The organism is Rhodanobacter glycinis, from assembly GCF_900114325.1.
Lineage (GTDB): Bacteria > Pseudomonadota > Gammaproteobacteria > Xanthomonadales > Rhodanobacteraceae > Rhodanobacter_A > Rhodanobacter_A glycinis.
In genome coordinates this window covers 1-22,977 of record NZ_FOSR01000012.1, presented here as the reverse complement: position 1 = coordinate 22,977, position 22,977 = coordinate 1, and the positions used below count along the sequence as shown (strand labels likewise).

23 protein-coding genes are annotated in these 22,977 nt (G+C 66.0%); 10 read left to right on the top strand and 13 right to left on the bottom strand.

From position 1 onward, the window contains the following. Position 1 precedes the first annotated feature (1 nt). Complete coding sequence (locus BMY90_RS12845) at positions 2-463, bottom strand: SUF system Fe-S cluster assembly regulator (protein WP_008209382.1); 462 nt, start codon at positions 461-463, stop codon at positions 2-4. A gap of 237 nt (positions 464-700) precedes the next feature. Here BMY90_RS12845 and BMY90_RS12840 point away from each other — a divergent pair, with 237 nt between their 5' ends. Both BMY90_RS12840 and BMY90_RS12835 read left to right on the top strand, forming a co-directional pair. Further along, complete coding sequence (locus BMY90_RS12840; protein WP_008209384.1) at positions 701-1,039, top strand: P-II family nitrogen regulator; 339 nt, start codon at positions 701-703, stop codon at positions 1,037-1,039. Next, positions 1,029-2,396: an ammonium transporter gene (locus tag BMY90_RS12835; protein WP_092704474.1), complete on the top strand. Its 1,368-nt coding sequence runs from the start codon at positions 1,029-1,031 to the stop codon at positions 2,394-2,396. Before BMY90_RS12840 ends, BMY90_RS12835 begins: the two co-directional genes overlap by 11 nt. Positions 2,397-2,497: 101 nt before the next feature. Here BMY90_RS12835 and BMY90_RS12830 read toward each other — a convergent pair whose 3' ends face one another. Beyond that, on the bottom strand, positions 2,498-3,391 hold the full coding sequence (locus BMY90_RS12830) for an AraC family transcriptional regulator (RefSeq protein ID WP_092704472.1): 894 nt from the start codon (positions 3,389-3,391) through the stop codon (positions 2,498-2,500). A gap of 177 nt (positions 3,392-3,568) precedes the next feature. Here BMY90_RS12830 and BMY90_RS12825 point away from each other — a divergent pair, with 177 nt between their 5' ends. The 3 genes from BMY90_RS12825 to murU all read left to right on the top strand — a co-directional run bounded on the left by BMY90_RS12825 (position 3,569) and on the right by murU (position 6,162). After that, entirely contained in the window at positions 3,569-4,348 is a 780-nt protein-coding gene (locus BMY90_RS12825; protein ID WP_092704470.1) for an SDR family NAD(P)-dependent oxidoreductase, read from the top strand. A gap of 96 nt (positions 4,349-4,444) precedes the next feature. Beyond that, positions 4,445-5,458: an aminoglycoside phosphotransferase family protein gene (locus tag BMY90_RS12820; protein ID WP_008209393.1), complete on the top strand. Its 1,014-nt coding sequence runs from the start codon at positions 4,445-4,447 to the stop codon at positions 5,456-5,458. Beyond that, the gene (gene murU / locus BMY90_RS12815) at positions 5,455-6,162 is read left to right on the top strand and encodes an N-acetylmuramate alpha-1-phosphate uridylyltransferase MurU (RefSeq protein WP_092704468.1); all 708 of its coding nucleotides are present in this window, start codon (positions 5,455-5,457) and stop codon (positions 6,160-6,162) included. Before BMY90_RS12820 ends, murU begins: the two co-directional genes overlap by 4 nt. Before the next feature lie 191 nt (positions 6,163-6,353). On the opposite strand, the gene secF is transcribed toward murU, so the two are convergent. The 5 genes from secF to queA all read right to left on the bottom strand — a co-directional run bounded on the left by secF (position 6,354) and on the right by queA (position 12,193). Beyond that, positions 6,354-7,316, bottom strand: a complete 963-nt coding sequence (gene secF, locus BMY90_RS12810) for a protein translocase subunit SecF (RefSeq protein WP_092704466.1) — start codon at positions 7,314-7,316, stop codon at positions 6,354-6,356. Positions 7,317-7,332: 16 nt separating this feature from the next. Further along, on the bottom strand, positions 7,333-9,228 hold the full coding sequence (gene secD, locus BMY90_RS12805) for a protein translocase subunit SecD (protein WP_092704464.1): 1,896 nt from the start codon (positions 9,226-9,228) through the stop codon (positions 7,333-7,335). A gap of 103 nt (positions 9,229-9,331) precedes the next feature. Beyond that, positions 9,332-9,664 (bottom strand): preprotein translocase subunit YajC, encoded by a 333-nt coding sequence (gene yajC / locus BMY90_RS12800; protein WP_008209404.1) that lies wholly within the window; start codon positions 9,662-9,664, stop codon positions 9,332-9,334. A 198-nt stretch (positions 9,665-9,862) separates the two neighbouring features. Further along, positions 9,863-11,005, bottom strand: coding sequence for a tRNA guanosine(34) transglycosylase Tgt (gene tgt, locus BMY90_RS12795; protein ID WP_092704462.1), 1,143 nt, complete (start codon positions 11,003-11,005; stop codon positions 9,863-9,865). 156 nt (positions 11,006-11,161) lie between these two features. Then, positions 11,162-12,193: a tRNA preQ1(34) S-adenosylmethionine ribosyltransferase-isomerase QueA gene (queA, locus tag BMY90_RS12790; RefSeq protein WP_092704460.1), complete on the bottom strand. Its 1,032-nt coding sequence runs from the start codon at positions 12,191-12,193 to the stop codon at positions 11,162-11,164. A gap of 146 nt (positions 12,194-12,339) precedes the next feature. Between queA and BMY90_RS12785 the strand changes: the two genes are divergently transcribed. Continuing rightward, positions 12,340-13,710, top strand: a complete 1,371-nt coding sequence (locus BMY90_RS12785; RefSeq protein WP_037098862.1) for an MATE family efflux transporter — start codon at positions 12,340-12,342, stop codon at positions 13,708-13,710. 51 nt (positions 13,711-13,761) lie between these two features. Here BMY90_RS12785 and BMY90_RS12780 read toward each other — a convergent pair whose 3' ends face one another. Genes BMY90_RS12780 through BMY90_RS12760 form a run of 5 tightly spaced genes read right to left on the bottom strand, consistent with a single transcriptional unit; the run spans position 13,762 to position 18,530 of the window. Then, positions 13,762-14,367, bottom strand: a complete 606-nt coding sequence (locus BMY90_RS12780; protein ID WP_008209409.1) for a response regulator transcription factor — start codon at positions 14,365-14,367, stop codon at positions 13,762-13,764. Then, the gene (locus tag BMY90_RS12775) at positions 14,364-15,578 is read right to left on the bottom strand and encodes a sensor histidine kinase (RefSeq protein WP_092704458.1); all 1,215 of its coding nucleotides are present in this window, start codon (positions 15,576-15,578) and stop codon (positions 14,364-14,366) included. Before BMY90_RS12775 ends, BMY90_RS12780 begins: the two co-directional genes overlap by 4 nt. Further along, the gene (locus tag BMY90_RS12770) at positions 15,575-16,783 is read right to left on the bottom strand and encodes a sensor histidine kinase (protein WP_037102001.1); all 1,209 of its coding nucleotides are present in this window, start codon (positions 16,781-16,783) and stop codon (positions 15,575-15,577) included. The genes BMY90_RS12775 and BMY90_RS12770 overlap by 4 nt, the downstream gene beginning before the upstream one ends. Positions 16,784-16,824: 41 nt before the next feature. After that, positions 16,825-17,619: an ABC transporter permease gene (locus tag BMY90_RS12765; protein WP_092704456.1), complete on the bottom strand. Its 795-nt coding sequence runs from the start codon at positions 17,617-17,619 to the stop codon at positions 16,825-16,827. Further along, positions 17,619-18,530 carry an ABC transporter ATP-binding protein gene (locus BMY90_RS12760; protein ID WP_092704454.1) on the bottom strand — a complete coding sequence of 304 codons (912 nt, stop codon included), beginning with the start codon at positions 18,528-18,530 and terminating at the stop codon, positions 17,619-17,621. Before BMY90_RS12760 ends, BMY90_RS12765 begins: the two co-directional genes overlap by 1 nt. 266 nt (positions 18,531-18,796) lie before the next feature. Between BMY90_RS12760 and BMY90_RS12755 the strand changes: the two genes are divergently transcribed. The 3 genes from BMY90_RS12755 (at position 18,797) to upp (ending at position 21,561) form a co-directional block, all read left to right on the top strand. Then, positions 18,797-20,293, top strand: a complete 1,497-nt coding sequence (locus BMY90_RS12755; protein ID WP_092704557.1) for an aminotransferase class III-fold pyridoxal phosphate-dependent enzyme — start codon at positions 18,797-18,799, stop codon at positions 20,291-20,293. 170 nt (positions 20,294-20,463) lie between these two features. Next, positions 20,464-20,823 carry a PsiF family protein gene (locus BMY90_RS12750; RefSeq protein ID WP_008211815.1) on the top strand — a complete coding sequence of 120 codons (360 nt, stop codon included), beginning with the start codon at positions 20,464-20,466 and terminating at the stop codon, positions 20,821-20,823. Positions 20,824-20,916: 93 nt separating this feature from the next. Further along, on the top strand, positions 20,917-21,561 hold the full coding sequence (upp, locus tag BMY90_RS12745; RefSeq protein ID WP_008211817.1) for a uracil phosphoribosyltransferase: 645 nt from the start codon (positions 20,917-20,919) through the stop codon (positions 21,559-21,561). Between the two features lie 5 nt (positions 21,562-21,566). Here upp and pip read toward each other — a convergent pair whose 3' ends face one another. Continuing rightward, complete coding sequence (pip, locus tag BMY90_RS12740; RefSeq protein WP_092704452.1) at positions 21,567-22,523, bottom strand: prolyl aminopeptidase; 957 nt, start codon at positions 22,521-22,523, stop codon at positions 21,567-21,569. A gap of 238 nt (positions 22,524-22,761) precedes the next feature. Between pip and BMY90_RS12735 the strand changes: the two genes are divergently transcribed. After that, positions 22,762-22,977: DUF4372 domain-containing protein (locus tag BMY90_RS12735; protein ID WP_139201745.1), on the top strand; the 216-nt coding region annotated here is incomplete at its 3' end.

Sequence of the window (22,977 nt, the reverse complement as noted above, 5' to 3'; positions counted from 1 at the left end):
GTCATGCGATGGTTCTGCCTTTCAATGTGCTGATGTCCACGGTCACTTCCTTGCACGGGGTGGCCGGCCGCAGGATGTCGGCCAGGCTTACCGCGCGCAGCGCGCCGTCGAGCAGGCTGTTGATGCGTTGCCAGCTGCCGCGCACGCCGCACTGCGCCTCGCGATCACACTGGCCCTGGGTGATGCCGCACTCGGTCATGCCGATCGGGCCTTCCAGCGCCTCCACGATCTCGGCCAGGTTGATCTCGCCGGCCGGGCGCGACAGCCGGTAGCCGCCGTTGACGCCACGGAACGAGTCCACCAGCCCGGCGTGACCCAGCGACTTCAGCAACTTGCTGACGGTGGGCAATTCCAGGTGCGTCTCGTCGGCAATCTGCGCGGTGCTGAGCACGTCGCCGGGATGGGCGGCGATGCAGGTCATCACCACCGTGGCGTAATCCGTGAGTCGGCTGACACGAAGCATGGGGGTACGGGGACTCGGCCTCTTAATCCAGACCAAAATGGTACTGATTCGGCTCGGCGCGGTCAAATGGACGTCCATCGGGTTTGCACCGCATCGGCGCAATGCATGCACTCGAATCGGCAGCACGGCCGCCAAACGCCACCCTGCAAAGCCCGCCAGGCGTTGCCCCGCAACGCATTCCCCTCGATGGCACGCAACCTGCTGTGCTGCAACAGGGTAGCCAGCGAGGGGCAGGACATGAAGTGGATCATTGCAGTCATCAAGCCGTTCACCCTGGACGACGTGCGCGAGGCTTTGGCCGAAGCCGGCGTGCAGGGCATGACGGTCACGGAGGTCAAGGGCTTCGGGCGCCAGCACGGGCATACCGAGCTGTACCGCGGGGCCGAATACGTGGTGGATTTCCTGCCCAAGCTGAAGATCGAGGTCGCCGTGGCCGACGAGCAGGCTGAGCAGGTGATCGAGGCGATCACCGCGGCCGCGCGCACCGGCAAGGTGGGCGACGGCAAGATCTTCGTCAGTGAGCTGGAACAGGTGATCCGCATCCGCACGCAGGAGGTCGACGCTGATGCGCTTTGATACGAAAACGCCACGATGCGCTGGCGGCCATGGCCGCCGGATCGCCGGATTCGCCGCGCTGATCGCCGCCGGCATGCTGGCGACCACGCCGGTTTTTGCGCAATCCACCGCCCCTGCCATCAACAGCGGCGATACCGCCTGGATGCTGGTCGCCAGCATGCTGGTGCTGATGATGACGATCCCCGGCGCAGCGCTGTTTTACGGCGGCATGGTGCGCACCAAGAACCTGCTCTCGGTGATGATGCAGTGCTTCGCGATCACCGCGCTGGTGACCGTGTTGTGGATGCTGTACGGCTATTCGCTGGCCTTCAGTACCGAGGGCATGCACGCCGGCGTATTCAACCTGCACTCGATCGTGGGTGGACTCGATCGCGCGCTGCTGGCCGGGCTGACCCCGGCATCGCGCTACCAGACGGTACCGGAAAGCGTGTTCGTGATGTTCCAGCTGACCTTCGCGATCATCACGCCGGTGCTGATCATCGGCGCCTTCGCCGAGCGCATGAAATTCAGCGCCATGCTGTGGTTCAGCGCGTTGTGGTTCACCATCGTCTACCTGCCGGTGGCGCACATGGTGTGGGGCGGCCCCGGCTCGTTGCTCGGTGACCTGGGTGTGATCGATTTCGCCGGCGGCACCGTGGTGCACATCAATGCCGGCATCGCCGGGCTGGTCGCCTGCATCGTGATTGGCAAGCGTCGCGGCTGGCCGCACACGCCGATGCCGCCACACAACCTGGGCTACACCGTGATCGGTGCCAGCCTGCTGTGGCTGGGATGGTTCGGCTTCAACGCCGGCTCGGCGGTGGCGGCCAACGGCAGTGCCGGCATGGCGATGCTGGTGACGCAGATCGCCACTGCCGCCGCCGCAATCGGCTGGACCGCCGCCGAATGGATCGCGCATCGTCGCGCCAGCGTGCTGGGCATCGTCTCCGGTGCGGTGGCGGGACTGGTCGCGGTCACTCCCGCCGCCGGTACCTGCGGACCGGGCGGCGCACTGGTGCTGGGCCTGATCGCCGGCGTGGTGTGCTTCTTCACTGCCACCAAGCTCAAGTACCGCCTGGGCTATGACGATGCACTGGACGTGTTCGGCGTGCATGCCATCGCCGGCATCGTCGGCGCCCTGCTCACCGGCCTGCTGGCCTCATCAAAGCTGGGCGGTTTCGGCACGGTCACGTCGCTGGGCGGGCAGTTGTGGATACAGACCAAGGGCGTGGCATTCACCATTGTCTGGAGCGCCGTGCTGAGCTGGGTGTTGCTGAAACTGATCGATCGGACCCTGGGCCTGCGCGTGAGCACCGAACAGGAACAGATGGGCCTGGACCTGGCCGAGCACGAGGAGCGCGCGTACAACCTGAGTTGAGAACTCCGGCCAGCATCAAGGCAGGACGGAAGCGGATGGAGGAGCCCGCCAGCGGGCTCCTCCATCCGCATGTTCGTTGCCGAAAACGTTCGAGCAGATCCTCAGATCGCGGGCGACAGCCGCGCCACGGCCACGTCGCGCTTCGGCGGCGTGCCGAACATGCGTGCGTACTCGCGACTGAACTGCGAGGCGCTTTCGTAACCGACCTGATAAGCCGCGCCTGACGCGTTGGCCTCGCCCGCCAGCATCAACCGGCGCGCTTCGAGCAGGCGCAATTGCTTCTGGTACTGCAGCGGCGTCATCGACGTCAGCGTCTTGAAGTGCTGGTGGAACGTGGAAGGGCTCATGTTCGCGGCGGCCGCCAGCGCGTCGATGCGCACCGCCCGCGTGATGTCTTCGCGCAGCTGATGGATCGCCCCGGCGATGCGTTCGGTCGGACCGTTGGGCAGCGCGATCTTGCAGACCTCGCCCGCGTTGGGCCCGGTCAGCAGCCAGTAGCAGATCTCGCGCATGATGCCCGGCTGGATCACCGGGATGGCCTCGGGTGTATCCAGCAGGCGCAACAAGCGCAGCACGCAGTCGCTCAACGCTTCGCCAAGATGACCGACGAATACGCCGGATGCGTCCGGGCCCGGGCGCGGTGGCGGATCGAGCTGGGCCAGCACATCGCGCATGACCTGCACGTCCAGGTCCAGGTTGAGGCCAAGGAAAGGCTGTTCGGCGCTGGCCTGAACCACCCGCCCCAGCACCGGCAGCTCCAGGCCGATCACCAGCGCCTGCCCTTCGCGGTAGTTGAACGTCGACTCGCCCAGCATCACCTGCTTGGCGCCCTGCGCCACGATGCACAGCGCCGGGCGATAGATTCGCGGTGCCGGCAAGGTCGCGTCGGTGGCGCGCATCAGGTACAGACCATCGACGGCGGTGGCGAAGGGACCATCGCCGCCGCCCAGCCGATCCATCTGGCGATTCAAGGCAAGTTTCAGGGCCGAGGACATCGCTGGAACACTCCGCTTGCCGGCCACACCGGCCGAGAACGCATTGTGCAACGGATACCGGGCGCCATCCGCCGCCCCCGCAGGATCAGGCAAGAAACTCGTCAGTTCCGGCATTCAGTCCGTGCCACCCCGAGCCTAGAGTGACTCCCTTCCCGCACCCCACTCCCGGAGACACCCATGACAACGGAAAGCGCAAACAACGCGTCGAAGATCGCCCTGATCACCGGCGCCAGTCGCGGCCTCGGCCGCAATGCCGCCATCGCGCTGGCCCGGCGTGGCGTGGACGTGATCCTCACCTATCATTCCAACCGCAGCGAAGCCGACGCCGCCGTGGCGGAAATCCAGGCGCTTGGCCGCAAGGCCGTTGCCTTGCAACTGGACGCCGGCAACGTGGCCAGCTTCGGCGGCTTCGCCGATGAAATCCGCCGCGTGCTGCACGTGCAGTGGAACCGCGAGCGCTTCGATCATCTCGTCAACAACGCCGGCAGCGGTTACTACGCCAGCTTTGAGGAAACCACCGAAGCCGGCTTCGACGACATGTGCAACGTGCACTTCAAGGGTGTGTACTTCCTCACCCAGACCCTGCTGCCGCTGATCCGCGACGGCGGCCGCATCGTGAACATCTCCAGCGGCCTGGCGCGTTTCTCGTTGCCCGGCTATGCGGCCTATGCGGCGATGAAGGGCGCCATCGAAGTGCTTACGCGTTACCTGGCGAAGGAACTCGGGCCGCGCGGCATCGCCGTCAACGCCGTGGCCCCCGGTGCCATCGAAACCGATTTCGGCGGCGGTGCGGTGCGCGACAACCCCGAGCTCAACCGCTTCATCGCTTCGATGACGGCCATGGGCCGTGCCGGCGTTCCGGACGACATCGGTCCGATGATCGCCAGCCTGCTCGACGACGCGAATCGCTGGGTCACCGGCCAGCGCATCGAAGCCTCCGGCGGCACGCTCCTGTAACTGCGCCCGGCGCCACCCGGATCACCGCCGGGTGGCTGCTCGCCAGACCAGCAACGTGCGGCTAAGCTGGCAAAGCCGTTCGATGCCAGCTTAGCCATGCCCCCATTGCCCGATCGCACCACCGCCCGCCTCGCCTGGACCCGCGCCACCCTTGGCGACGATTCGCTCGTGCTGGAGCCCGCCTCGGCCGACGCCAGTTTCCGCAGCTACTGGCGTACCCGGCACGACGGCAAAAGCTGGATCGTGATGGATTCGCCGCCGGCGCAGGAAGATCCACGCCCGTGGCTGGCCATCGGCGAGCGACTCGCCGCCGCCGGCCTGCACGTGCCGGCGGTGCAAGCCACCGATCTCGTGCAGGGCTTCCTGCTGATCGAGGATCTCGGTTCGCGGCTGTACCTTCCCGCATTGAACGACGCCAGCGCGGACCGGCTTTACGACGACGCGATGGACGCGCTGTTGCGCATGCAGACGCAGGTGTCCTGCGACGAGCTGCCACCCTTCGATCACGCCATGCTGGTGCGCGGGCTGGAGACGATGCCGGAATGGTTCCTGCAACGGCATCTGGGCCACACGCCCGATTGCGCCGAATGGGACGTGCTGGAGGCGGCCTTCGACGTGATCATCCGCAACGTGCTGGAACAGCCACGCGTGTTCGTGCACCGCGATTTCCACAGCCGCAACCTGCTGATCGTCGAACACAACACGCCCGGCATCGTGGATTTCCAGGGTGCGCTGGCCGGCCCCGTCACCTACGACCTCGCCTCGCTGCTGCGCGATGCCTACATCGTCTGGCCGCGTGAACGCGTGGAAGGCTGGGTTGAAACCTATCGGCAGCGACTGCTGGACGCCGGCGTGATCGGCACCGCTGTCGACCCGAAGCGTTTCCTGCGCTGGTTCGACCTCACCGGCTTGCATCGCCACGTGCGCGTGCTGGGGCAGTTCTATCGGCTGTGGTATCGCGACGGCAAACCCGGTTATCTCGCCGACGTGCCCACGGTCTACCACTACGTGGTGTCGGTGGCGCGCAGCTATCCGGAACTGGCCGACTTCGTCGCGTTGCTCGAACGCCACGCCAAAGGCCGCGACCTGACCCAGGCCGCCGGCGCATGAGGCACGCGCTGATCTTCGCCGCCGGCCTTGGCGAGCGCATGCGCCCGCTCACTGAACGCACGCCCAAACCGCTGCTGTCGGCAGGTGGCAAACCGCTGATCGAGTGGCATCTGGAACGACTCGCCGCGGCAGGCGTGAACTACGTGGTGATCAACACCTCGCACCTGGCCGAACAGTTTCCCGAAGCGCTGAGTGACGGCTCGCGCTGGGGCCTGCGCATCCGCTATGCCTACGAAGGTCCGGTTCCACTGGAAACCGGTGGTGGCATGTTGAACGCGCTGCCGTTGCTGGGGCACGAACCGTTCCTGGCCATCAATGGCGATATCTGGTGCGACCTGGACCTGACCACCCTGCCCGCCGAGCCGACGGGACGGGCGCACCTGGTCATGGTCGACAACCCGGCCCATCATCCGAACGGTGATTTCCGGCTGGATGAGCAGGGTCAATTGCACGATGACGGCGCCCCCCGACTGACCTACAGCGGCATCGGCGTATTTCGCCGCGAGCTGCTGGACGGCTGGCTTGAAACCGTGGGCCATGCCGCAGGTGCGGATGCGAAACCGCCACGCTTCAAACTGCGACCGTTGCTGGAAGCGGCGATGGCGGTGAACGCACTCGGCGGCAGCCACTATCGCGGCGACTGGACCGATGTAGGCACGCCGCAGCGACTGGCCGAGCTGGAAGCCGACTTGTCCCACGCGTAGGAGCCCGCTGGCGGGCGATGCTTTTGCAGCGTGCCAGAGAGCATCGCCCGCCAGCGGCCTCCTGCACGCGCGCGTCGTGGGCGGACAAGCAAAAGAAAACGGCCCGGTGTGAGACCGGGCCGTTTTTCGTTTCGGAGGGCTGCCTCACCCACCCATCGGGCATCATCGCCCGTTTTGCGGGCGATGCTGGCTCAAGGCCTTCTTGCAAGCTCCGGGTTTTCCTTGGTCACCGGCATCAGGTCTTTCTTCGACACGCCCAGCCACAACAGGATCGGGCTGGCCACGAAGATCGACGACAACGTACCCACCACGATGCCGATCAACATGGTCACCGCGAAGACGTGCACGCTTGGACCGCCGAAGAAGAACAGTGCCCCCATCGCGATACCGGTGAACAACGAGGTGATGATGGTTCGCGACAGCGTGCTGTTGATCGAGCGGTTGAGGATTTCCTCCGGCTCGGCCTTGCGCGCCAGCCGGAACAGCTCGCGGATACGGTCGAACACCACCACCTTGTCGTTGATCGAGTAACCGATCACCGCCAGCACCGCAGCCAACGCAGTCATGTCGAACTCGCGCTGGAACAGCGCGAGCACACCCAGCGTCACCAGCACGTCATGCACTTCGGTCACCAGTGCGGCGACCGCGAAGCGGCGTTCGAATCGGATCCACAAGTACAGGCCAATGCCGACGATCACGAAGATCGCCGCCACGATGCCGCTGCTGCGCAACTCGGCACCGACCTGCGGGCTGGCGTAACTGCGGCTGACCACCTTGGCGTCCGGCCGCACCGCCTGCAAGGCCTTGCTGACATCGGCAGCGACCAGGTCGAGATTGACCTTGCCGTCTTTCGGCGGGTTGTGCGTGTCGTCCTTGGGCTGGAAGCGGATCAGTACCTGGCGGGTGCCGCCCAGGCTTTGCACTACCGGGTCCTCGATACCGCCCTTGATCAACGTGTCGCGCACGCCATTGGTATCGACCGCCTGCGTGTAATGCGCCTCGATCGATACGCCACCAGTGAAGTCCAGACCGTAGTTGAGGCCTTTGGTAACGAGCAATGCGATCGATGCGACGACCAGCAACACAGCCAGTCCGACGCTGAACTTGCGCAGGCCGAGGAAGTGGATATTGCTGTTGTGATTGAAAATTTCCATAGCGTCCGCTTCCCCGTTATACCGAAAGTGTCTTGAGCTTCTTGCGACCGCCATGCAGCAGCGCGGTGATCGCATGCGTCATCGTCACCGAGGTGAACAGCGAGGTAAGAATACCGATCAGCAAGGTCACGCCGAAGCCGCGGATCGCGCCCGAGCCCATCGTGGTCAGTGCCAGCGCGGCGATCAGGTGGGTGACGTTGGCGTCGAGAATGGTCGACCACGCCTTCTCGTAGCCGGCGCGGATCGAGGCCAGCGGCGTGGAGCCGTTGCGCAATTCCTCTCGCACGCGTTCGCAGATCAGCACGTTCGCGTCGATCGCCATGCCCAGCGTCAGCACGATACCGGCAATGCCCGGCATGGTCAGGGTCACGCCGATCATCGACATCACCGCGATCAGGATCACCAGGTTGAAGAACAGCGCGATATCGGCCACCAGGCCGAACAGCTTGTAGTAGATCGCCGCACTGATCAGCACCAGCGCCAGACCCAGCAGCACCGCGTCCAGACCCTTGCTGATGTTCTGCTTGCCCATGCTGGGACCGATCACGCTCTGCCCCACGATGTCCATCGGCGCGGCAAGCGAGCCGCCCTTCAGCAGCAGCGCCAGCTCGGAAGCTTCCTTCGGACTGGACAGGCCGTTGGTCTGGAACTTGCTGCCGAACACGCCCTGGATGGTGGCGTAGTTGATCACCTTGTAGGTGATCTTCGGCGTGATGACTTCCTTGCCGTCGACCATCTTGGTGTTGGTGACGCGCTCCACGTAAACCACCGCCATCGGCTTGCCGACGTTGTCGCGGGTGAAGTCGAGCATCTTCTTGGCGCCCACCGAGTTCAACGACACGTTGACGCTGGGCGAGCCATTGTCCGGGTCGCTGCCTGACGAGGCATCCACCAGTTCATCGCCGCTGACGATGATGCGCTTGCTGACCAGGTACGGCTCGCCATGGCTGCCGTAGTACAGGTGCGCGTTCGGCGGGATGTTGCCGGTACGCGCGGCATCCTGGGTGGCCGGGTCGCCGGGGCCACCGAGGCCGGCGACGTATTCCAGCGTGGCCACGGCACCGATCACGCGCTTGGCTTCGGTCGGATCCTGCACACCGGCCAGCTCGACCACGATCTGGTTGTCGCCCTGCGCCTGGATCAGCGGCTCGGACACGCCCAGCTGATTGATGCGGTTACGCAGCGTGCCAAGGTTTTCCTTGATGGTGTTCTGCGCCAGCTCGCGCAGCTTGTCGGGTTTCACCACCGCGTTGAGCACATAGCGGTCGCCCGTATTGGGGCCATTGGTGACATCGAGGTCGGGGAAGCTGGTGGCGATCTCGTCGGAAGCGGCCTTGCGGTCGGCCTCCGTGGGCAGCACCACGACCACACCCTTGCCATGCACGCTGTTGCGCGTAACCGAGGTGTAGTGGATCTTCTTTTCCCGCAGCAGCGCGGTGATGTCCTCGGTGTAGCGCACCTCCTGCTTGTCGACCACGTCGCTCTGATCGACCCGCATCAGGAAGTGCACACCGCCCTGCAGGTCCAGGCCCAGCGGCATCGAACGCGCGCCAATCGCCTGCAGCCAGTGCGGCACGGTGGATTCGAGGTTGAACGCCGCGGTGTAGTCATCACCCAGCACCGGCTTCAACGCATCGGCCGCGCTCTTCTGCAGGTCGCCGTTGGCAAAGCCGATCAGGATGTTGTCGCCCTTGGCCTTGTCGTGCCGAAGGGTGATGTTCTGGTAGGCGATCTTGTCTTTCTGCAACTCGGCGACAATCTTCTGCTCCAGCGCCGCGTCGACCGGGGCGTTGTGCGTGGCAGCGACCTGCACGGCCGACAACGGCACAAATGCATTGGGCAGCGCGTAAAGAATGCCGAGCACCATCGCAATGGCGACCAGCGCGTACTTCCAGCGTGGAAAATCACTCATGTCTGGGAAATCCCTGGGCAACCGTCCGTGGCCGCTAAAGTCAGGAGGCGGCCGTCCTGGCCGCGTTTCACAATGAAAGCCCGATCCGTGGGCAACCTTTGTCTCAGGCCGACTTCAGCGTGCCCTTGGGGAGTACCTGCGACACCGCCCCCTTCTGCACCTTGATCTTCACGTTCGCCGCGATCTCGACGGTGATGAACGATTCGCCCACCTCGTCCACGCGACCGGCGATACCGCCGTTGGTCACCACCTCGTCGCCCTTGGCCAGGGCTGCGACCATCGCGCGATGCTCCTTCTGCCGCTTGGTTTGCGGGCGGATCATCATGAAATACATGGCGCCGAAGATCACCACCATGAAGATGATCATGGACACACCACCGCCAGCGGCACCGGCGGGTGCGGCCTGGGCGATCACGAAGGGCAACGAAAGACTCATCAGCTTGTCTCGCAAGTTATGGAGCCGGCAGGATTTTCTGCCGGGCAGCCGGTAAAAGACCGTGGATTATGCCACGCCCCCCCAAGCCATGCACTGCGCCAATCGACATGCACGGTCACGTTCGTCCGGTATCGGGGCGCACCGGCACCGATACAAGTGGGAACCCCGACAGCCCCCGCGGGTTCCCTGCTGCCATGCCTAAACGGTCACGGAACCCGCCCGCCGCGCATAAAACGCGGCAACGAAGTCGTCCAGCTTGCCCGCGGCAATCGCCTCGCGCAAGCCGGCCATCAGCCGCTGGTAATGCCGGAGGTTGTGCATGGTGGCCAGCTGGCTGGCCAGGATCTCGTTGCAGCGGTCGAGGTGGCGCAGATAGGCCCGGCTGAAACCGTTGGCACAGGCGTAGCAGTCGCAGCCTTCCTCGATCACCCGCGTATCGTCGGCGAATTTCGCGTTACGTATGCGTAACGTGCCTTCCGGCACGAACAGGAAGCCATTCCGCGCGTTGCGGGTAGGCATCACGCAATCGAACATGTCGACGCCACGGCGCACCGCCTCGACGATGTCCTCGGGCCGGCCCACGCCCATCAGGTAGCGCGGCTTGTCCGCCGGCAGCATCGGCAGGGTGAAATCCAGCGTGCGATTGCGCTCTTCCTCCGGCTCGCCCACGGCCAGGCCGCCCACCGCATAACCGTCGAAGCCGATGTCGACCAGCCCCTCGGCCGAGCGCCGCCGCAGCGGCTCGTAGACACCGCCCTGCACGATGCCGAACAGGTTGTTGGGATTGCCCAGTTCATTGAAAGCCTGGCGCGAACGCGCGGCCCAGCGCAGGCTGAGCTCCATCGAATCCGCGGCCAGCTTCTGCGTCGCCGGCGCGCCATCGACCAGGTACGGCGTGCACTCGTCGAAGATCATCGCGATGTCCGAGTCCAGTACGGTCTGGATCTTCATCGACACTTCGGGCGACAGGAACACCTTCGAACCGTCCACCGGCGAGGCGAAGGTCACGCCTTCCTCGGTCAGCTTGCGCTTGTGCGCTAGCGAGAACACCTGGAAACCGCCCGAATCGGTGAGGATGGGCTTGTCCCAGCCGATGAAGCGGTGCAGCCCGCCGAATTTCCCGACGATGTCCAGCCCGGGGCGCAGGAACAGGTGGAAGGTGTTGCCAAGAATGATCTCGGCGCCGATATCGGTGATGTCGCGCGGCGTCATCGCCTTCACCGAACCATAAGTGCCCACCGGCATGAACGCCGGCGTCTCCACCGTGCCGCGGGGAAAATTCAGGCGGCCACGGCGCGCCGCGCCGTCAGTGGCGAGAAGGTCGAATTTGAGGGAAGTCATTCCCCCATTATCGCAGGTCGCACGACTGTCTCCCTCTCCCCTCCGGGGAGAGGGTTGGGGTGAGGGGCCAATCTTGCGCCGACGCTCTCCTTTGGAGCGCTTCCGCGAGCACCCGCCCCTCACCCTGCCCTCTCCACGCAGGAGAGAGGGAAAGTTTCAGGCGCCTTGGGGCAAAATCAGCATCGCATCGCCATACGAGAAGAAGCGATAGCGCTGCTCCACCGCGTGACGGTACGCATCCAGCATGTAATCGCGACCGGCCAGCGCCGAGACCAGCATCAGCAGGGTCGATTGGGGCAGGTGGAAATTGGTGATCAGGCCGTCGATGCTGGTGATCTTGTAACCCGGGAAGATGAAGATCCGCGTTTCGCCGGCAAACGGGCGCATTTGCCCTTCGGCAGTGGCACTTTCCAGCGCGCGCACCACCGTGGTGCCCACCGCGATCACCCGGCCACCCGCGGCGCGGGTGCGGTGGATCTGCTCGATCAGGCCCGCCCCCACGTTCAGCCATTCGCTGTGCATGTGGTGGTCGCTGATGTCGTCCGCCCGCACCGGCTGGAAGGTGCCGGCGCCCACATGCAACGTCACATAGCCGAAATCCACGCCGCGTTCATGCAGTTTGGCCAGCAGGGCTTCGTCGAAATGCAGCCCCGCCGTGGGCGCGGCCACCGCGCCGGGCTCACGCGCGTAGACGGTCTGGTAGCGCTCCATGTCGCTGGCATCGGCGGCCCGCTCGATATACGGCGGCAGCGGCATCTCGCCGAGCTTCAGCAGCAGCCGTTCCAGCGACTCCGGCGATTCGAAGCGCAGCCGGAAGAAGCCCTCGTCGCGCCCCAGCACGGTGGCGTGGCTGCCGTCGGCCAGCTCGATCCGGCCGCCCTCCTTCGGCTTCTTGCTGACGCCCAATTGCACTACCGCCTCGTGGGCGCCGGTAACCCGCTCGATCAGGATTTCCACCGCGCCGCCGGTGTCCTTGCGGCCGTACAGGCGCGCCGGCAATACCCGCGTGTCGTTGAACACCAGCAGATCGCCCGGATTCAGGAACTCCGGCAGCTCGCGGAACATGCGATCTTGCCGCTTCGCCGCGGCGGCATCCAGCAGCAGCAGGCGGCTGGCCGAGCGTTCCGGCAACGGTGCCTGGGCGATCAGCTCGGGCGGTAAATCAAAATTGAAATCGGACTTCTTCAAGATCGGCTCAAGGGGCGCCCGCGACCTACGGGCAGGCGCGCATTATCCCGCAGCCACCGACCGCTGGCACCCTCCGCGCACTCGCCCGCATGGGCAGCGATGCACGGCGGATGGGAGAATGCCGCGACCCGGGCAACGGTTTTTCCATGCAATCACTGCAGCGCGACTGGCTTCACCGGCCCACGCACCGTCAGGTATGGCGGCTGGCCGGCCCGATGATCGCCTCCAACCTGACGGTACCGCTGGTGTCGCTGGTCGACAGCATCGTGGCCGGCCATCTGCCGCACGCCGAGCAGCTTGGCGCCGTGGCCGTCGGCAGTGCGGTGTACAGCTTGCCGGTATTGATTTGCGGGTTCCTGCGCATGGGCACGATCGGCTTCGCCGCGCAGGCCGCAGGTCGCACCGACGGCGACACGCTGCGTCGCGTGCTGTTGCAGGCGCTGCTGCTTGCGGGCGCCTTGGCCAGCGTCATCCTGCTGCTGGCACTGCCACTGCTGCCCAGTGTGCTGGAGCTGATGAAACCTTCGGCCGGACTGGATGGTTTCACCGTCACTTATCTGCACGTTCGCCTGGCCGGCCTGCCGGCGGCGCTGCTCGGTTATGCACTCGTCGGCTGGTACCTGGGCATGCAGAACGCCGGTATGGCGCTGCGCGTCACGGTGATCACCAACGCGGTCAATATCGCCTTCAACCTGATCCTGGTGCTGGGCCTGCACCGCGGGGTGGGCGGCATTGCCCTGGCCTCGGTCATCGGCGAATGGACCGGCGCGCTGGTCGGCCTGCTTGGTGTATCAGGGCAACTGCGTCGTTATCCGGGCCGGCTGCACGCCTCCGTCATGGGTCGGTGGAAAAGCTGGCAGCCGTTGCTGGCAGTCAACCGCGACATCCTGATCCGCAGCCTGGTGCTGCAGGGCGTGTTCTTTGCGGTGACCGTGCTGGGCGCGCGCCTGGGCGACGGCATGGTTGCCGCCAATGCGCTGCTGCTCAACGGCTTGCTGGTGGCTTCGTTTGCGCTGGATGGCCTGGCCAACGCCATCGAGGCACTGACCGGTCACGCGCTGGGGCGTGGCGACCCGGTGGCACTGCGCCGAGCGCTGGTGGTCGCGGGTGGCTGGTCGCTGCTTGGCGGCGTGCTGTTCGCAATGTTCTTCGCGCTGTTCGGAAAGGTTTTCATCGACCTGCAAACCGACATCGCCAAGGTGCGCAGCCTCGCCTACCCATACCTGCCTTATCTTGCCGCATTGCCGCTGGTGGCCGTAGGCAGTTATCTGCTCGATGGCCTGTTCGTCGGCGCCAGTCGCGCTCGTGAAATGCGCGACAGCATGCTGATCGCCGGCATCGCCTTCGCGCTGCTGGCAGCCGGCCTTCGCCCATGGGGCAACCACGGCCTGTGGCTGGCTTTCCTCGGTTTCATGCTGGTGCGTGCCGCAGCGATGGGGTGGACCGCCAAGCGAATCGCCCGACGTGGCGAATGGGTGACGGCAGCGGATCACCAGGCCGGCGAACCGGCTTCGTGAAAACACGGCCGCCGCCGGCACTCGCACATGTTGCGCGAACCAGGACAGCGCCTATAGCCAGCCTTTCTGCCTTGCCAATCGATACGCCTCGATGCGGTTGGCTGCCCCGAGTTTGCCAATCGCCTCGGACAGGTAATTGCGCACGGTGCCGTGGGACAGGCTGAGCTGCGTGGCGATATCGTTGGCCGACTGCCCTTCGCCGGCCAGACGCAGTACCTGGCGTTCACGATCGTTCAACGGATCGGCTTCCGACCAGGCTTCCAGCGCCAGCTGCGGATCGATCGCGCGGCCGCCGCGGTGCACGGTACGCAAGGCCTCAGCCAGGTTCTCCGCCGGCGCGTCCTTGAGCAGGTAACCGGATACACCCGCGTCCAGCGCGCGACGCAGGAAGCCGGGGCGTGCGAAGGTGGTGACGATGATGACCTTCACCGGCAACTCGTCGTGGCGCTGGATGCGCTGCGCCAGCTCCAGCCCGGTCAGGCCGGGCATCTCGATGTCGGTGACCAGCACGTCGGGCTTCAGCCTTTGCAGTTCGCGCCAGGCTTCCTCGCCGTCCGCGGCGGAGCCGAGCACCTCGATGTCGGATTCCAGGTTGAGCAGCGCGGACAGCGCACCGCGCACCATCGCCTGGTCCTCCGCCAGCAATACGCGGATCATGCGACGCCCCCCGGACCCGACAGCGCCATCGATGCGACCGGCGCATCGCGCTCGACGGACTTCGGCGAACGCTGCAGCGGTATGGCCACGTCGAGTGCAGTGCCGCGCCGCGCGGGCGAATCGATGGTGAGTGTGCCACCCAGGGCGCGCACGCGCTCGCGCATGCCGCTGATGCCGTTGCCATGGGCGGCGAGACCACCGCGTCCGTTGTCGCTGATGCGCATGTGGAAGCCTTCCGGGCTGCTGGAGAAATCCACCCGCGCCGCCGTGGCGCGCGCGTGGCGATGGATGTTGGTGACGGCCTCGCGCAGCACCAGCGCCAGCGAGGCCTCGGCGTCCGGCGGCAGCTCGCACGTCGCCGGCGCGTCGGCACCGAACGCGATGTTCGAGGCTTCCAGCATCAGCCGTGCGGAGACCAGTTCGGCAGCGAGATCGCTGCGGCGCATGCCGGTGACCGCCGCGCGCACCTCGGTCAGTGCGTGGCGCGAGACGCGCTCGACTTCTTCCATCTCGCGCTGCGCGCGCGGCGGGTCGACCAGCGCCAGCTTGCGCGCCAGCTCGGATTTCAACGTGACCAGCGATAGCGTGTGGCCGAGCAGGTCGTGCAGGTCACGGCCGATGCGCTCGCGCTCGGCCAACACCGCCAGCCGGCGGATCTCGTCCTGCGACAGGCGCAACGCCGCGTCCTTTTCCTTGTAGACGCTCTCGACCATGACGATGGCGCTGACACCCATCGCCGAGGCGGGGATCACCACCAGCAGGGCCACCGGATAACCGACCCGCCATGCCAGCACCGCGAACATCGCGTTGAGCGCCAGCAACTGAGCCAGCCGGACGCGCAGAGGCATCCGGCAATGGCTCAACATCACGCAGGCATAGACGAAATAGCTGAGGCTGCTCGGGTACCAGCGCAACAACGCGAAGCACAGTGCCGCCATGGCCCAGGCGTAGAAATGCGTCGTACGCCGCGACGCCAGCTGGATTCTGGCGAACAACAGCAGGAACACCGGGTAGCTGGACAGTGTGAGCAGCCACCAGGTCCGCGTGTAGCCGCCGTCCGTGCCCTGGTCGAACAACGGCGTGACGAAGATCCACACCGACCACAGCAAGTGCACGCTGTCGGCCCACGGCGACTTGCCGCAGCGAAGGTCGTCGGCCACGCCGGAATCCGGCGCCGGGGTGAACCAGCGGGCGAGGAAGGCGGGCATCATGTGGCGTGCCGCACCCGTGCGGATGCCAGCGTACCGGCGCGCGGCATGTCGACGTCCCGCACGATGGCGGGCGCCGCCAGCGGCACGTCGATCTCCAGCCGCGTACCACCGCCCGGCGGCGAATCCAGTTCCAGGCGGCCGCCCAGCGCCTGCACGCGCTCGCGCATCCCGCTCAGGCCGTTGCCGGCGGCGCGGATGCCGCCGTGGCCGTTGTCCTCGATGCACAACCGCACGCTGTCGCCGGTGCGGGTGAGCGACACCCGCGCCAGCGTCGCACGCGCATGCCGCGCGATGTTCGTGGACGCCTCGCGCAACACCAGCGCCAAGGTGCATTCGATCGATTCGGGAAGGTTCGCGACCTGCAGGTGCTGGTCGAGCTGTACGCCGGAGGTCTGCAGCAACAGCGCGGCCGAAGCCAGCTCGGCGGCGATGCCCGCGGCACGGATGCCGGTGACCGCCGCGCGCACTTCCGCCAACGCATGGCGCGCCACCTCCTCGGCTTCGGCCAGTTCGCGCCGCGCCGCCGCCTGGTCGCGATCAAGCAGTCGGCGCGACAGCTCCAGCTTCATCGTGATCAGCGACAACGTGTGGCCGAGCAGGTCGTGCAGGTCGCGGCCGATGCGCTCGCGCTCGGCGGTGGCGGCCAACTGGCGGATCTGCTCGTGCGACAGGCGCAGCCGGGTGTTCTTGTCCCAGTTGATGCGCCCCGCCAGCGCGCCAGCGCCGGTACTGGTGCATACGCCGACCAGGATCAGGAAGGCGTACCACGGCCAGTGCAGGAAGATGCCCTCCAGTACCAGCAAGCCCTGGATGACCGCCATCTTCGTCGCGCTGGCCAGCCACGAACCCTGGTACGGCACCATCGCGCAGGCGAACACCGCGTACGTCCACCCGGCGGGATTCCACGGCATCGACAGCGCGGTCAGGACCACCAGCGCGCCGACGTAGCCGCCCACCTCGGCGACCGGCCGCACCCAAGAAAGCAGGAAGATCAGCAGGAACAGCGGATAGCCCAGCGCCAGCGACCACCAGAAGCCCGCTTCCACGGGCTGGAAAAAGGGGCCGAGGAACACCCAGAACGACCACAGCAGGTTCCATGCGTAGGACCACGGCGAATGGCCCGCGGCGCGCATCGCCGCCGCCGAAGAACCCGGCGCCGGGCGCAGCCAGGCGGGCCATCGCGTGTTGCCGGAACGGTGATCCATGTTGCTCATGTCCGCATGCTACCGCCAGTCAAGGCAACACTTCAGCCGTGCCGGCGCAGCCGCCGCGCCGCCAGCTGCAGGAACACCGCGGCGAATCCGACCAGCACCAGCACGTGCGGCCACGCCGCATCCTGGCCCATGCCCACCGCGGCCAACGCCAGGCGGTCCAGGTGGTAGCTCGGCCACACCGGCGCGATCTGCTGCAGCACCCGGGGCATCATCGACAGCGGGAACCACAGGCCGGACAGGAACGACATCGGCAGGTAGATCAGTTGCAGCATGGCCGGCGCGGCCTGGCCCTTGAACAGCGTGCCCACGAACATGCCCAGCGCGCAGAACGGCAGCACGCCGAGCACGCCGGTGAGCAGCAGCAATGCGACCTGCCGCGGGGCCAGCGCCACGTGCGCCAGCCCCGCCGCCATCGCCAGCAACACCCCCACCACCACCGCGGCGACGGTCATCGCCATCAGCATCTTGCCCAGCAGGTAGGCCCCGGGCGGCATGGGCAGCGCGCGTTTCAGCGTGAGCAGGCCACCATCGCGTTCAATTGCCAGCGACACGCCGAAGCCGAACAGGCCGGGGCTCATCACGCCGAACACGCTATAGCTGGCCAGCAGGTAACGCGCCGCATCGGCCCCCTCCGACTTGCCCATCACCACGCCGAACAACAGGTAGAACATGCCAGGAAACAGCAGGATCGGCAGCATGAAGCCGGGAGCCCGCATGTAGCGCAGGCATTCGCTGCGGGCTTCCTCGACATAGGCGCCCAACGCGCGGCGCGGCGACATGCCGGGCGCTTTCGTCGAAGCGGCCACGGGAACGGTCACGGCATTCATCACGCAGCCTCCTGCAGGGTGGGTGCACGGGTCAGTTCGGTGAATGCCTCGGCCAGGCCGGCGCGTTGCACCTCCAGTTCACGCAAGGCGGGATCGGTATCGAGCAGGCGGCGCACCACGTGCTCTGCCGCCGCGGTGGCGACCTGCAGCCGCCCGTCGATGGACGACGCCGACGCCACCTGCGGCCAATGCGCCACGGCTTCCGCATCGAGGTCGCTGACGCAGCGGATACGGGTCAACGCCACCTTCGCGCGCAGCTCGTCCACGCTGCCTTCGCTGAGCACGCGCCCGTGCCCCAGCACCACCACGCGTTGCGCCAGCGCCTCGGCCTCTTCCAGGTAATGCGTGGTGAGCACCACCGAGCAGCCCTCGGCGATCAGCGCACGCATCGCCGCCCACAATTTCTGCCGGGCATCGATGTCCATGCCCACGGTAGGCTCGTCGAGGAACAGCAGCTCGGGCCGCCCGCACAGCGCCAGCGCGAACTGCACGCGTCGTTGCTGGCCGCCGGAAAGCTTGCCGTAGGGTCGCTTCAACAGATCACCGATGCCGGCCAGCTCGGCGCTTTCGGCCAGTGGTCGCGGATCCGGGTAATAGCTGGCGGTGAGCCGCAACATTTCACCCACGCGCAAGGTGGGCGGCAGGTTCGCCGACTGCAGCATCACGCCGATACGCCGACGCGCCTCGATACGCTGCGGGTCCATGCCGAACAGTTCGGCGCAACCCGCGTCGGGGCGAACCAACCCGAGCAACAGGCTGATACTGGTGCTCTTGCCGGCACCATTCGGGCCCAGCAACGCCAGCAATTCGCCGCGATGCAACATGATGTCGACGCCGTCCAGCGCGGCCAGTCGATCGTAGTGTTTGACAGCCCCGGCAAGGCGCGCGACGGGCGGGAATGCTTCATTCATGACAGTTCTCTCCTTGCACTGCAAGGTAAGCAGATCAAGACCTTGCACCCAGTCCCCGACGTCAGCCATCGTGGATGACAGCCGTCATGCCGGGGGTACCGGCCACCCCGTCCGGCGCGTTATGCTCAACGTTCATGAGTGCGCCGACCGCCCATCCACGAGCGCAAAACGCGCCGGGCAACCCAAGGTCTCCGCCACTCACACAGATACACATCGGCCTGCTTTGCGCTGGGTGCGAGGCGCCGGTGAATTTCGAGGAGGAAACCATGGGTTTGATCGAACAGTTGCGCGAGCTGCGCGAATTCGGCGGCAAGCCGCGTACCACCGGCCTGGACGACGCCACCATCGAGCGGATGGCTGCCGTCGATCCCATGCTGGGCGAAGCCGTGAGTGCCGCCGTGGCGCATCATCGTGAATTGCGCAGCGAGCTGGCCGACTTCCTGAAGCTGGATGAAGCCGAGCAGTTGACGCAGGCGCAGACCGGTTTCGTCAATTTCTATCCGGACGATGCGATCAACCCGTACCTGCCGGCGGCCGCGCGCGGCCCGTGGATCGTCACCCTGAAGGGCGCGGTGCTGCACGACAACGGCGGCTACGGCATGCTCGGCTTCGGCCACAACAACCCGGCCATCGACGCCGCGCTGGCGCGTCCGCAGGTGATGGCCAACGTGATGACGCCGAGCGTGGCGCAGCTGCGCTTCACCAAGGCGCTGAACCGCGAACTGGGCCGCACCCGTGGCGGCAACCCGTACGCGCGCCAGCTGTGCCTGAACTCCGGCTCGGAGTCGGTGACGCTGGCCTGCCGCATCGCCGACGTCAATGCCAAGGCGATGACCGATGCCGGTGGCCGCTATGCCGGCCGCACGATCAAGCGCGTGGCGGTGAAGGGCGCCTTCCACGGCCGCACCGACCGTCCGGCGCTGTACTCCGATTCCTCGCGCAAGGCTTACCAGCAATACCTGGCCAGCTACCGCCACGAAGACAGCGTGCTTACCGTCGAGCCCTACAACGTGGCCCAGCTCGAGGCCGTGTTCGCCGATGCCGACAAGCACGGCTGGTTCATCGAGGCGATGTTCCTGGAGCCGGTGATGGGCGAAGGCGATCCGGGTCGCGCGGTGACGCCGGCGTTCTACGAAGCGGCGCGCAAACTCACCGAGGCGCACGGCTCGCTGCTGCTGGTGGATTCGATCCAGGCCGGCCTGCGCGCCCACGGCGTGTTGTCGATCACCGACTACCCCGGTTTCGAGAAGCTGCCCGCGCCGGACATGGAGACCTTCTCCAAGGCGCTCAACGCCGGCCAGTATCCGCTGTCGGTGCTGGCCGTGAGCGCACGCACCGCCGAGCTGTATCGCAAGGGCATCTACGGCAACACGATGACCGCCAACCCGCGCGCGCTGGACGTGGCGCTGGCCACGCTCGACCAGCTTTCCGATGAAGTGCGCGCCAACATCCGTGCCCGTGGCAAGGAGTTCGTCGACAAGCTCAACACGCTGAAGGACGAACTGGGCGGCCTGATCACCAAGGTGCAGGGCACCGGCCTGCTGTTCTCGTGCGAGCTGGCCCCGCAGTTCAAGTGCTACGGCGCCGGCTCCACCGAGGAGTACCTGCGCGAGCACGGCGTGGGCGTGATCCACGGCGGCGCCAATTCGCTGCGTTTCACCCCGCACTTCAACGTCACCAGTGCCGAGGTCGACCTGATCGTCGCCCACGTGCGCCACGCCCTGCTGGAAGGTCCGCGCAAGGCCGAAAGCAAGGCTGCCTGACACCCTCGGGCAAACCACCGGCGGCCCGGAGCCCATGCTCCGGGCCGTCGACGTTTCCGCTTCCTGAACATGGGTCGCAGATCCCGTACAAGACCGCTTCCGCTGGCCCATCGCACAGGCATAAACTGCGACGGCCGGCGCCCGCCGGTCCATCTTCAGGAGGAAGCACCATGACCATGCGACTCAGCCTGTTTGCCGCCAGTGCCGTGCTGGCACTCGCCACTGTTACCGCCTACGCCGCTCCGGCCACCAAGACACTCACCCCGCAGCAGCAACGCATGGCCGATTGCAGCCACCAGTCCAAGGGCAAGAAGGGGGCCGAGCACAAGGCGTTCATGAGTGCCTGCCTGAAGGGCAAGAGCACGGCCTCGACCAGCGCGGCGGCCGCACCCGCCGCCAAGCCGGCCGCGTCCAGCGCCAAGATGGCCCAGCGCGAAAAGATGAAGACCTGTAACGCCGAAGCCAAGACCAAGGCGCTCAAGGGTGCGGATCGCAAGACCTTCATGAGCAGCTGCCTCAAGGGCCACTGAGCCCGCCTGTCATGAGCACCAGGGCGTCGCCAGCTTGGCGGCGCCCTTTTCTTTGCGGCTATGCTTTGGGGCAGCCACGCATGCGAGCCGCCCATGAAAATCGTCGAAGTCCGCCACCCACTGATCCGCCACAAGCTCGGCCTGATGCGCCGCGCCGGCATCAGCACCAAGGAATTCCGCGAGCTGGCTTCGGAAGTGGCCTCGCTGCTGACCTACGAAGCCACCCAGGATCTTGAGCTGGTCGAGCAGACCATCGAAGGCTGGGCCGGCCCGGTGGACGTGCAGCGCATCAAGGGCAAGAAGATCACCATCGTGCCGATCCTGCGCGCCGGCATCGGCATGCTGCCCGGCGTGCTGGAGTTGATCCCGTCGGCCAAGGTCGGCGTGGTCGGACTGCAGCGCGACGAACACACGCTGCAACCCGTCGCCTACTACGAAAAACTCACCGGCCGCATGGACGAACGCATCGCGCTGATCGTCGATCCGATGCTGGCCACCGCCGGCACCCTGATCGCCACCGTCGACATGCTCAAGGCCGCCGGCTGCACACGCATCAAGGGCCTGTTCCTGGTCGCCGCACCGGAAGGCCTCAAACGCATCGAAGCGGCGCACCCGGATATCGAGATCTACACCGCCTCGATCGACGAACGGCTCAACGAGCAGGGCTACATTCTGCCCGGCCTTGGCGATGCCGGTGACAAGATCTTCGGCACCAAGCAACTATCCGCGACTGATTGAACCCATCACCGCCCGAAGCGATCCGTCGCCTCGATCAATTCATGCAGGTTGCCCGGCTCGAACGCCGAATGGCCGGCGTCCTGCACGATGCGCAGGTCTGCTTCCGGCCACGCGCGATGCAGGTCCCACGCGCTGCGCAGCGGACACACCACGTCGTAACGGCCCTGCACGATCACCGCGGGAATCTTGCGGATGCGATCCACGTTGCGCAGCAACTGGTCGGCCTGCTCGAAGAAACCGCCGTTGACGAAGTAATGGCATTCGATACGGGCAAAGGCCAGCGCGAACGCGTCCTCGTCATGCGAGCCGATGCTGGCCGGATCCTGGTACAGGTAGCTGGTCGAGCCTTCCCACACCGACCAGGCCCGCGCCGCAGCGACGCGCACCGCCGGATCGTCGCTGGTCAGGCGGCGATGGTAGGCACTCATCAGGTCGCCGCGCTCCACTTCCGGAATCGCGTTCAGGAAGGTTTCCCACGCATCCGGATACAACGCATCGGCGCCCTTCTGGTAGAACCATTCCAGTTCCCAGCGACGCAGCATGAAGATGCCGCGCAACACCAGCTCGGTGACCTTGTCCGGATGGCTCTGCGCATAAGCAAGCGCCAGGGTGGAGCCCCATGAACCGCCGAACACCTGCCAGCGATCGATGCCCAGGTGCTCGCGCACGCGCTCGATGTCGGCCACCAGATCCCAGGTGGTGTTCTCGCGAAGCTCCGCATGGGGCGTGGACTGGCCGCAGCCGCGCTGGTCGAACAGCACGATGCGATAGACCTTCGGGTCGAAGAAACGCCGGCACTTCGGGTTGGTGCCGCCGCCTGGGCCACCGTGCAGGAACACCACCGGCTTGCCGTCCGGATTGCCGCTCTGCTCGTAGTACAGCGTGTGCAGTTCCGAGACCTTGAGCATGCCGCGGTCATACGGCTCGATCTCGGGGTAAAACGAACGGCGGTCCTGCGACATGGCGCAACCTCTGCGGCGATGACTGTGGCCGCAAAGATTATCACGCCCGTTCCCGCCTCCCGGCTTGGCGCGTGACAGGCGCAGTCGGCGGGCGAGTCGCACGATTTTCCTACTCGTCAATCCAGCGAAGGCTCACTGCTGTCCGGAATAAATCCAGCCATGGGAGCGAGAAGCGTTGCGGGCCAACGGTTGGGGGTGTACACCCCCGAGCGCCAACTCAAAAACCGGGGCCCGCAACATGTTCAGCATAAGCCGATTCCATGCACTGACGAAGCATCTCCCGCGTGGCGTGTTTGATCGCGCCGTCGAGCGGTGCGAGGCCGACAAGTACAGCAAGGGATTTGGTCGCTGGCAGCAGTTGCTGGCGATGGTCTACGCACAGCTTTCCGGTGCCGATAGCCTGCGCACGGTGGAGGTCGGGTTCAACGCACAAACCGAGTACCACTACCATCTG

Coding starts and splice junctions, on each gene's coding strand:
- BMY90_RS12845 (WP_008209382.1), bottom strand. CDS start 463: ATGCTTCGTGTCAGCCGACTCACGGATTACGCCACGGTGGTGATGACC.
- BMY90_RS12840 (WP_008209384.1), top strand. CDS start 701: ATGAAGTGGATCATTGCAGTCATCAAGCCGTTCACCCTGGACGACGTG.
- BMY90_RS12835 (WP_092704474.1), top strand. CDS start 1,029: ATGCGCTTTGATACGAAAACGCCACGATGCGCTGGCGGCCATGGCCGC.
- BMY90_RS12830 (WP_092704472.1), bottom strand. CDS start 3,391: ATGTCCTCGGCCCTGAAACTTGCCTTGAATCGCCAGATGGATCGGCTG.
- BMY90_RS12825 (WP_092704470.1), top strand. CDS start 3,569: ATGACAACGGAAAGCGCAAACAACGCGTCGAAGATCGCCCTGATCACC.
- BMY90_RS12820 (WP_008209393.1), top strand. CDS start 4,445: ATGCCCCCATTGCCCGATCGCACCACCGCCCGCCTCGCCTGGACCCGC.
- murU (WP_092704468.1), top strand. CDS start 5,455: ATGAGGCACGCGCTGATCTTCGCCGCCGGCCTTGGCGAGCGCATGCGC.
- secF (WP_092704466.1), bottom strand. CDS start 7,316: ATGGAAATTTTCAATCACAACAGCAATATCCACTTCCTCGGCCTGCGC.
- secD (WP_092704464.1), bottom strand. CDS start 9,228: ATGAGTGATTTTCCACGCTGGAAGTACGCGCTGGTCGCCATTGCGATG.
- yajC (WP_008209404.1), bottom strand. CDS start 9,664: ATGAGTCTTTCGTTGCCCTTCGTGATCGCCCAGGCCGCACCCGCCGGT.
- tgt (WP_092704462.1), bottom strand. CDS start 11,005: ATGACTTCCCTCAAATTCGACCTTCTCGCCACTGACGGCGCGGCGCGC.
- BMY90_RS12785 (WP_037098862.1), top strand. CDS start 12,340: ATGCAATCACTGCAGCGCGACTGGCTTCACCGGCCCACGCACCGTCAG.
- BMY90_RS12780 (WP_008209409.1), bottom strand. CDS start 14,367: ATGATCCGCGTATTGCTGGCGGAGGACCAGGCGATGGTGCGCGGTGCG.
- BMY90_RS12775 (WP_092704458.1), bottom strand. CDS start 15,578: ATGATGCCCGCCTTCCTCGCCCGCTGGTTCACCCCGGCGCCGGATTCC.
- BMY90_RS12770 (WP_037102001.1), bottom strand. CDS start 16,783: ATGGATCACCGTTCCGGCAACACGCGATGGCCCGCCTGGCTGCGCCCG.
- BMY90_RS12765 (WP_092704456.1), bottom strand. CDS start 17,619: ATGAATGCCGTGACCGTTCCCGTGGCCGCTTCGACGAAAGCGCCCGGC.
- BMY90_RS12760 (WP_092704454.1), bottom strand. CDS start 18,530: ATGAATGAAGCATTCCCGCCCGTCGCGCGCCTTGCCGGGGCTGTCAAA.
- BMY90_RS12755 (WP_092704557.1), top strand. CDS start 18,797: ATGGGTTTGATCGAACAGTTGCGCGAGCTGCGCGAATTCGGCGGCAAG.
- BMY90_RS12750 (WP_008211815.1), top strand. CDS start 20,464: ATGACCATGCGACTCAGCCTGTTTGCCGCCAGTGCCGTGCTGGCACTC.
- upp (WP_008211817.1), top strand. CDS start 20,917: ATGAAAATCGTCGAAGTCCGCCACCCACTGATCCGCCACAAGCTCGGC.
- pip (WP_092704452.1), bottom strand. CDS start 22,523: ATGTCGCAGGACCGCCGTTCGTTTTACCCCGAGATCGAGCCGTATGAC.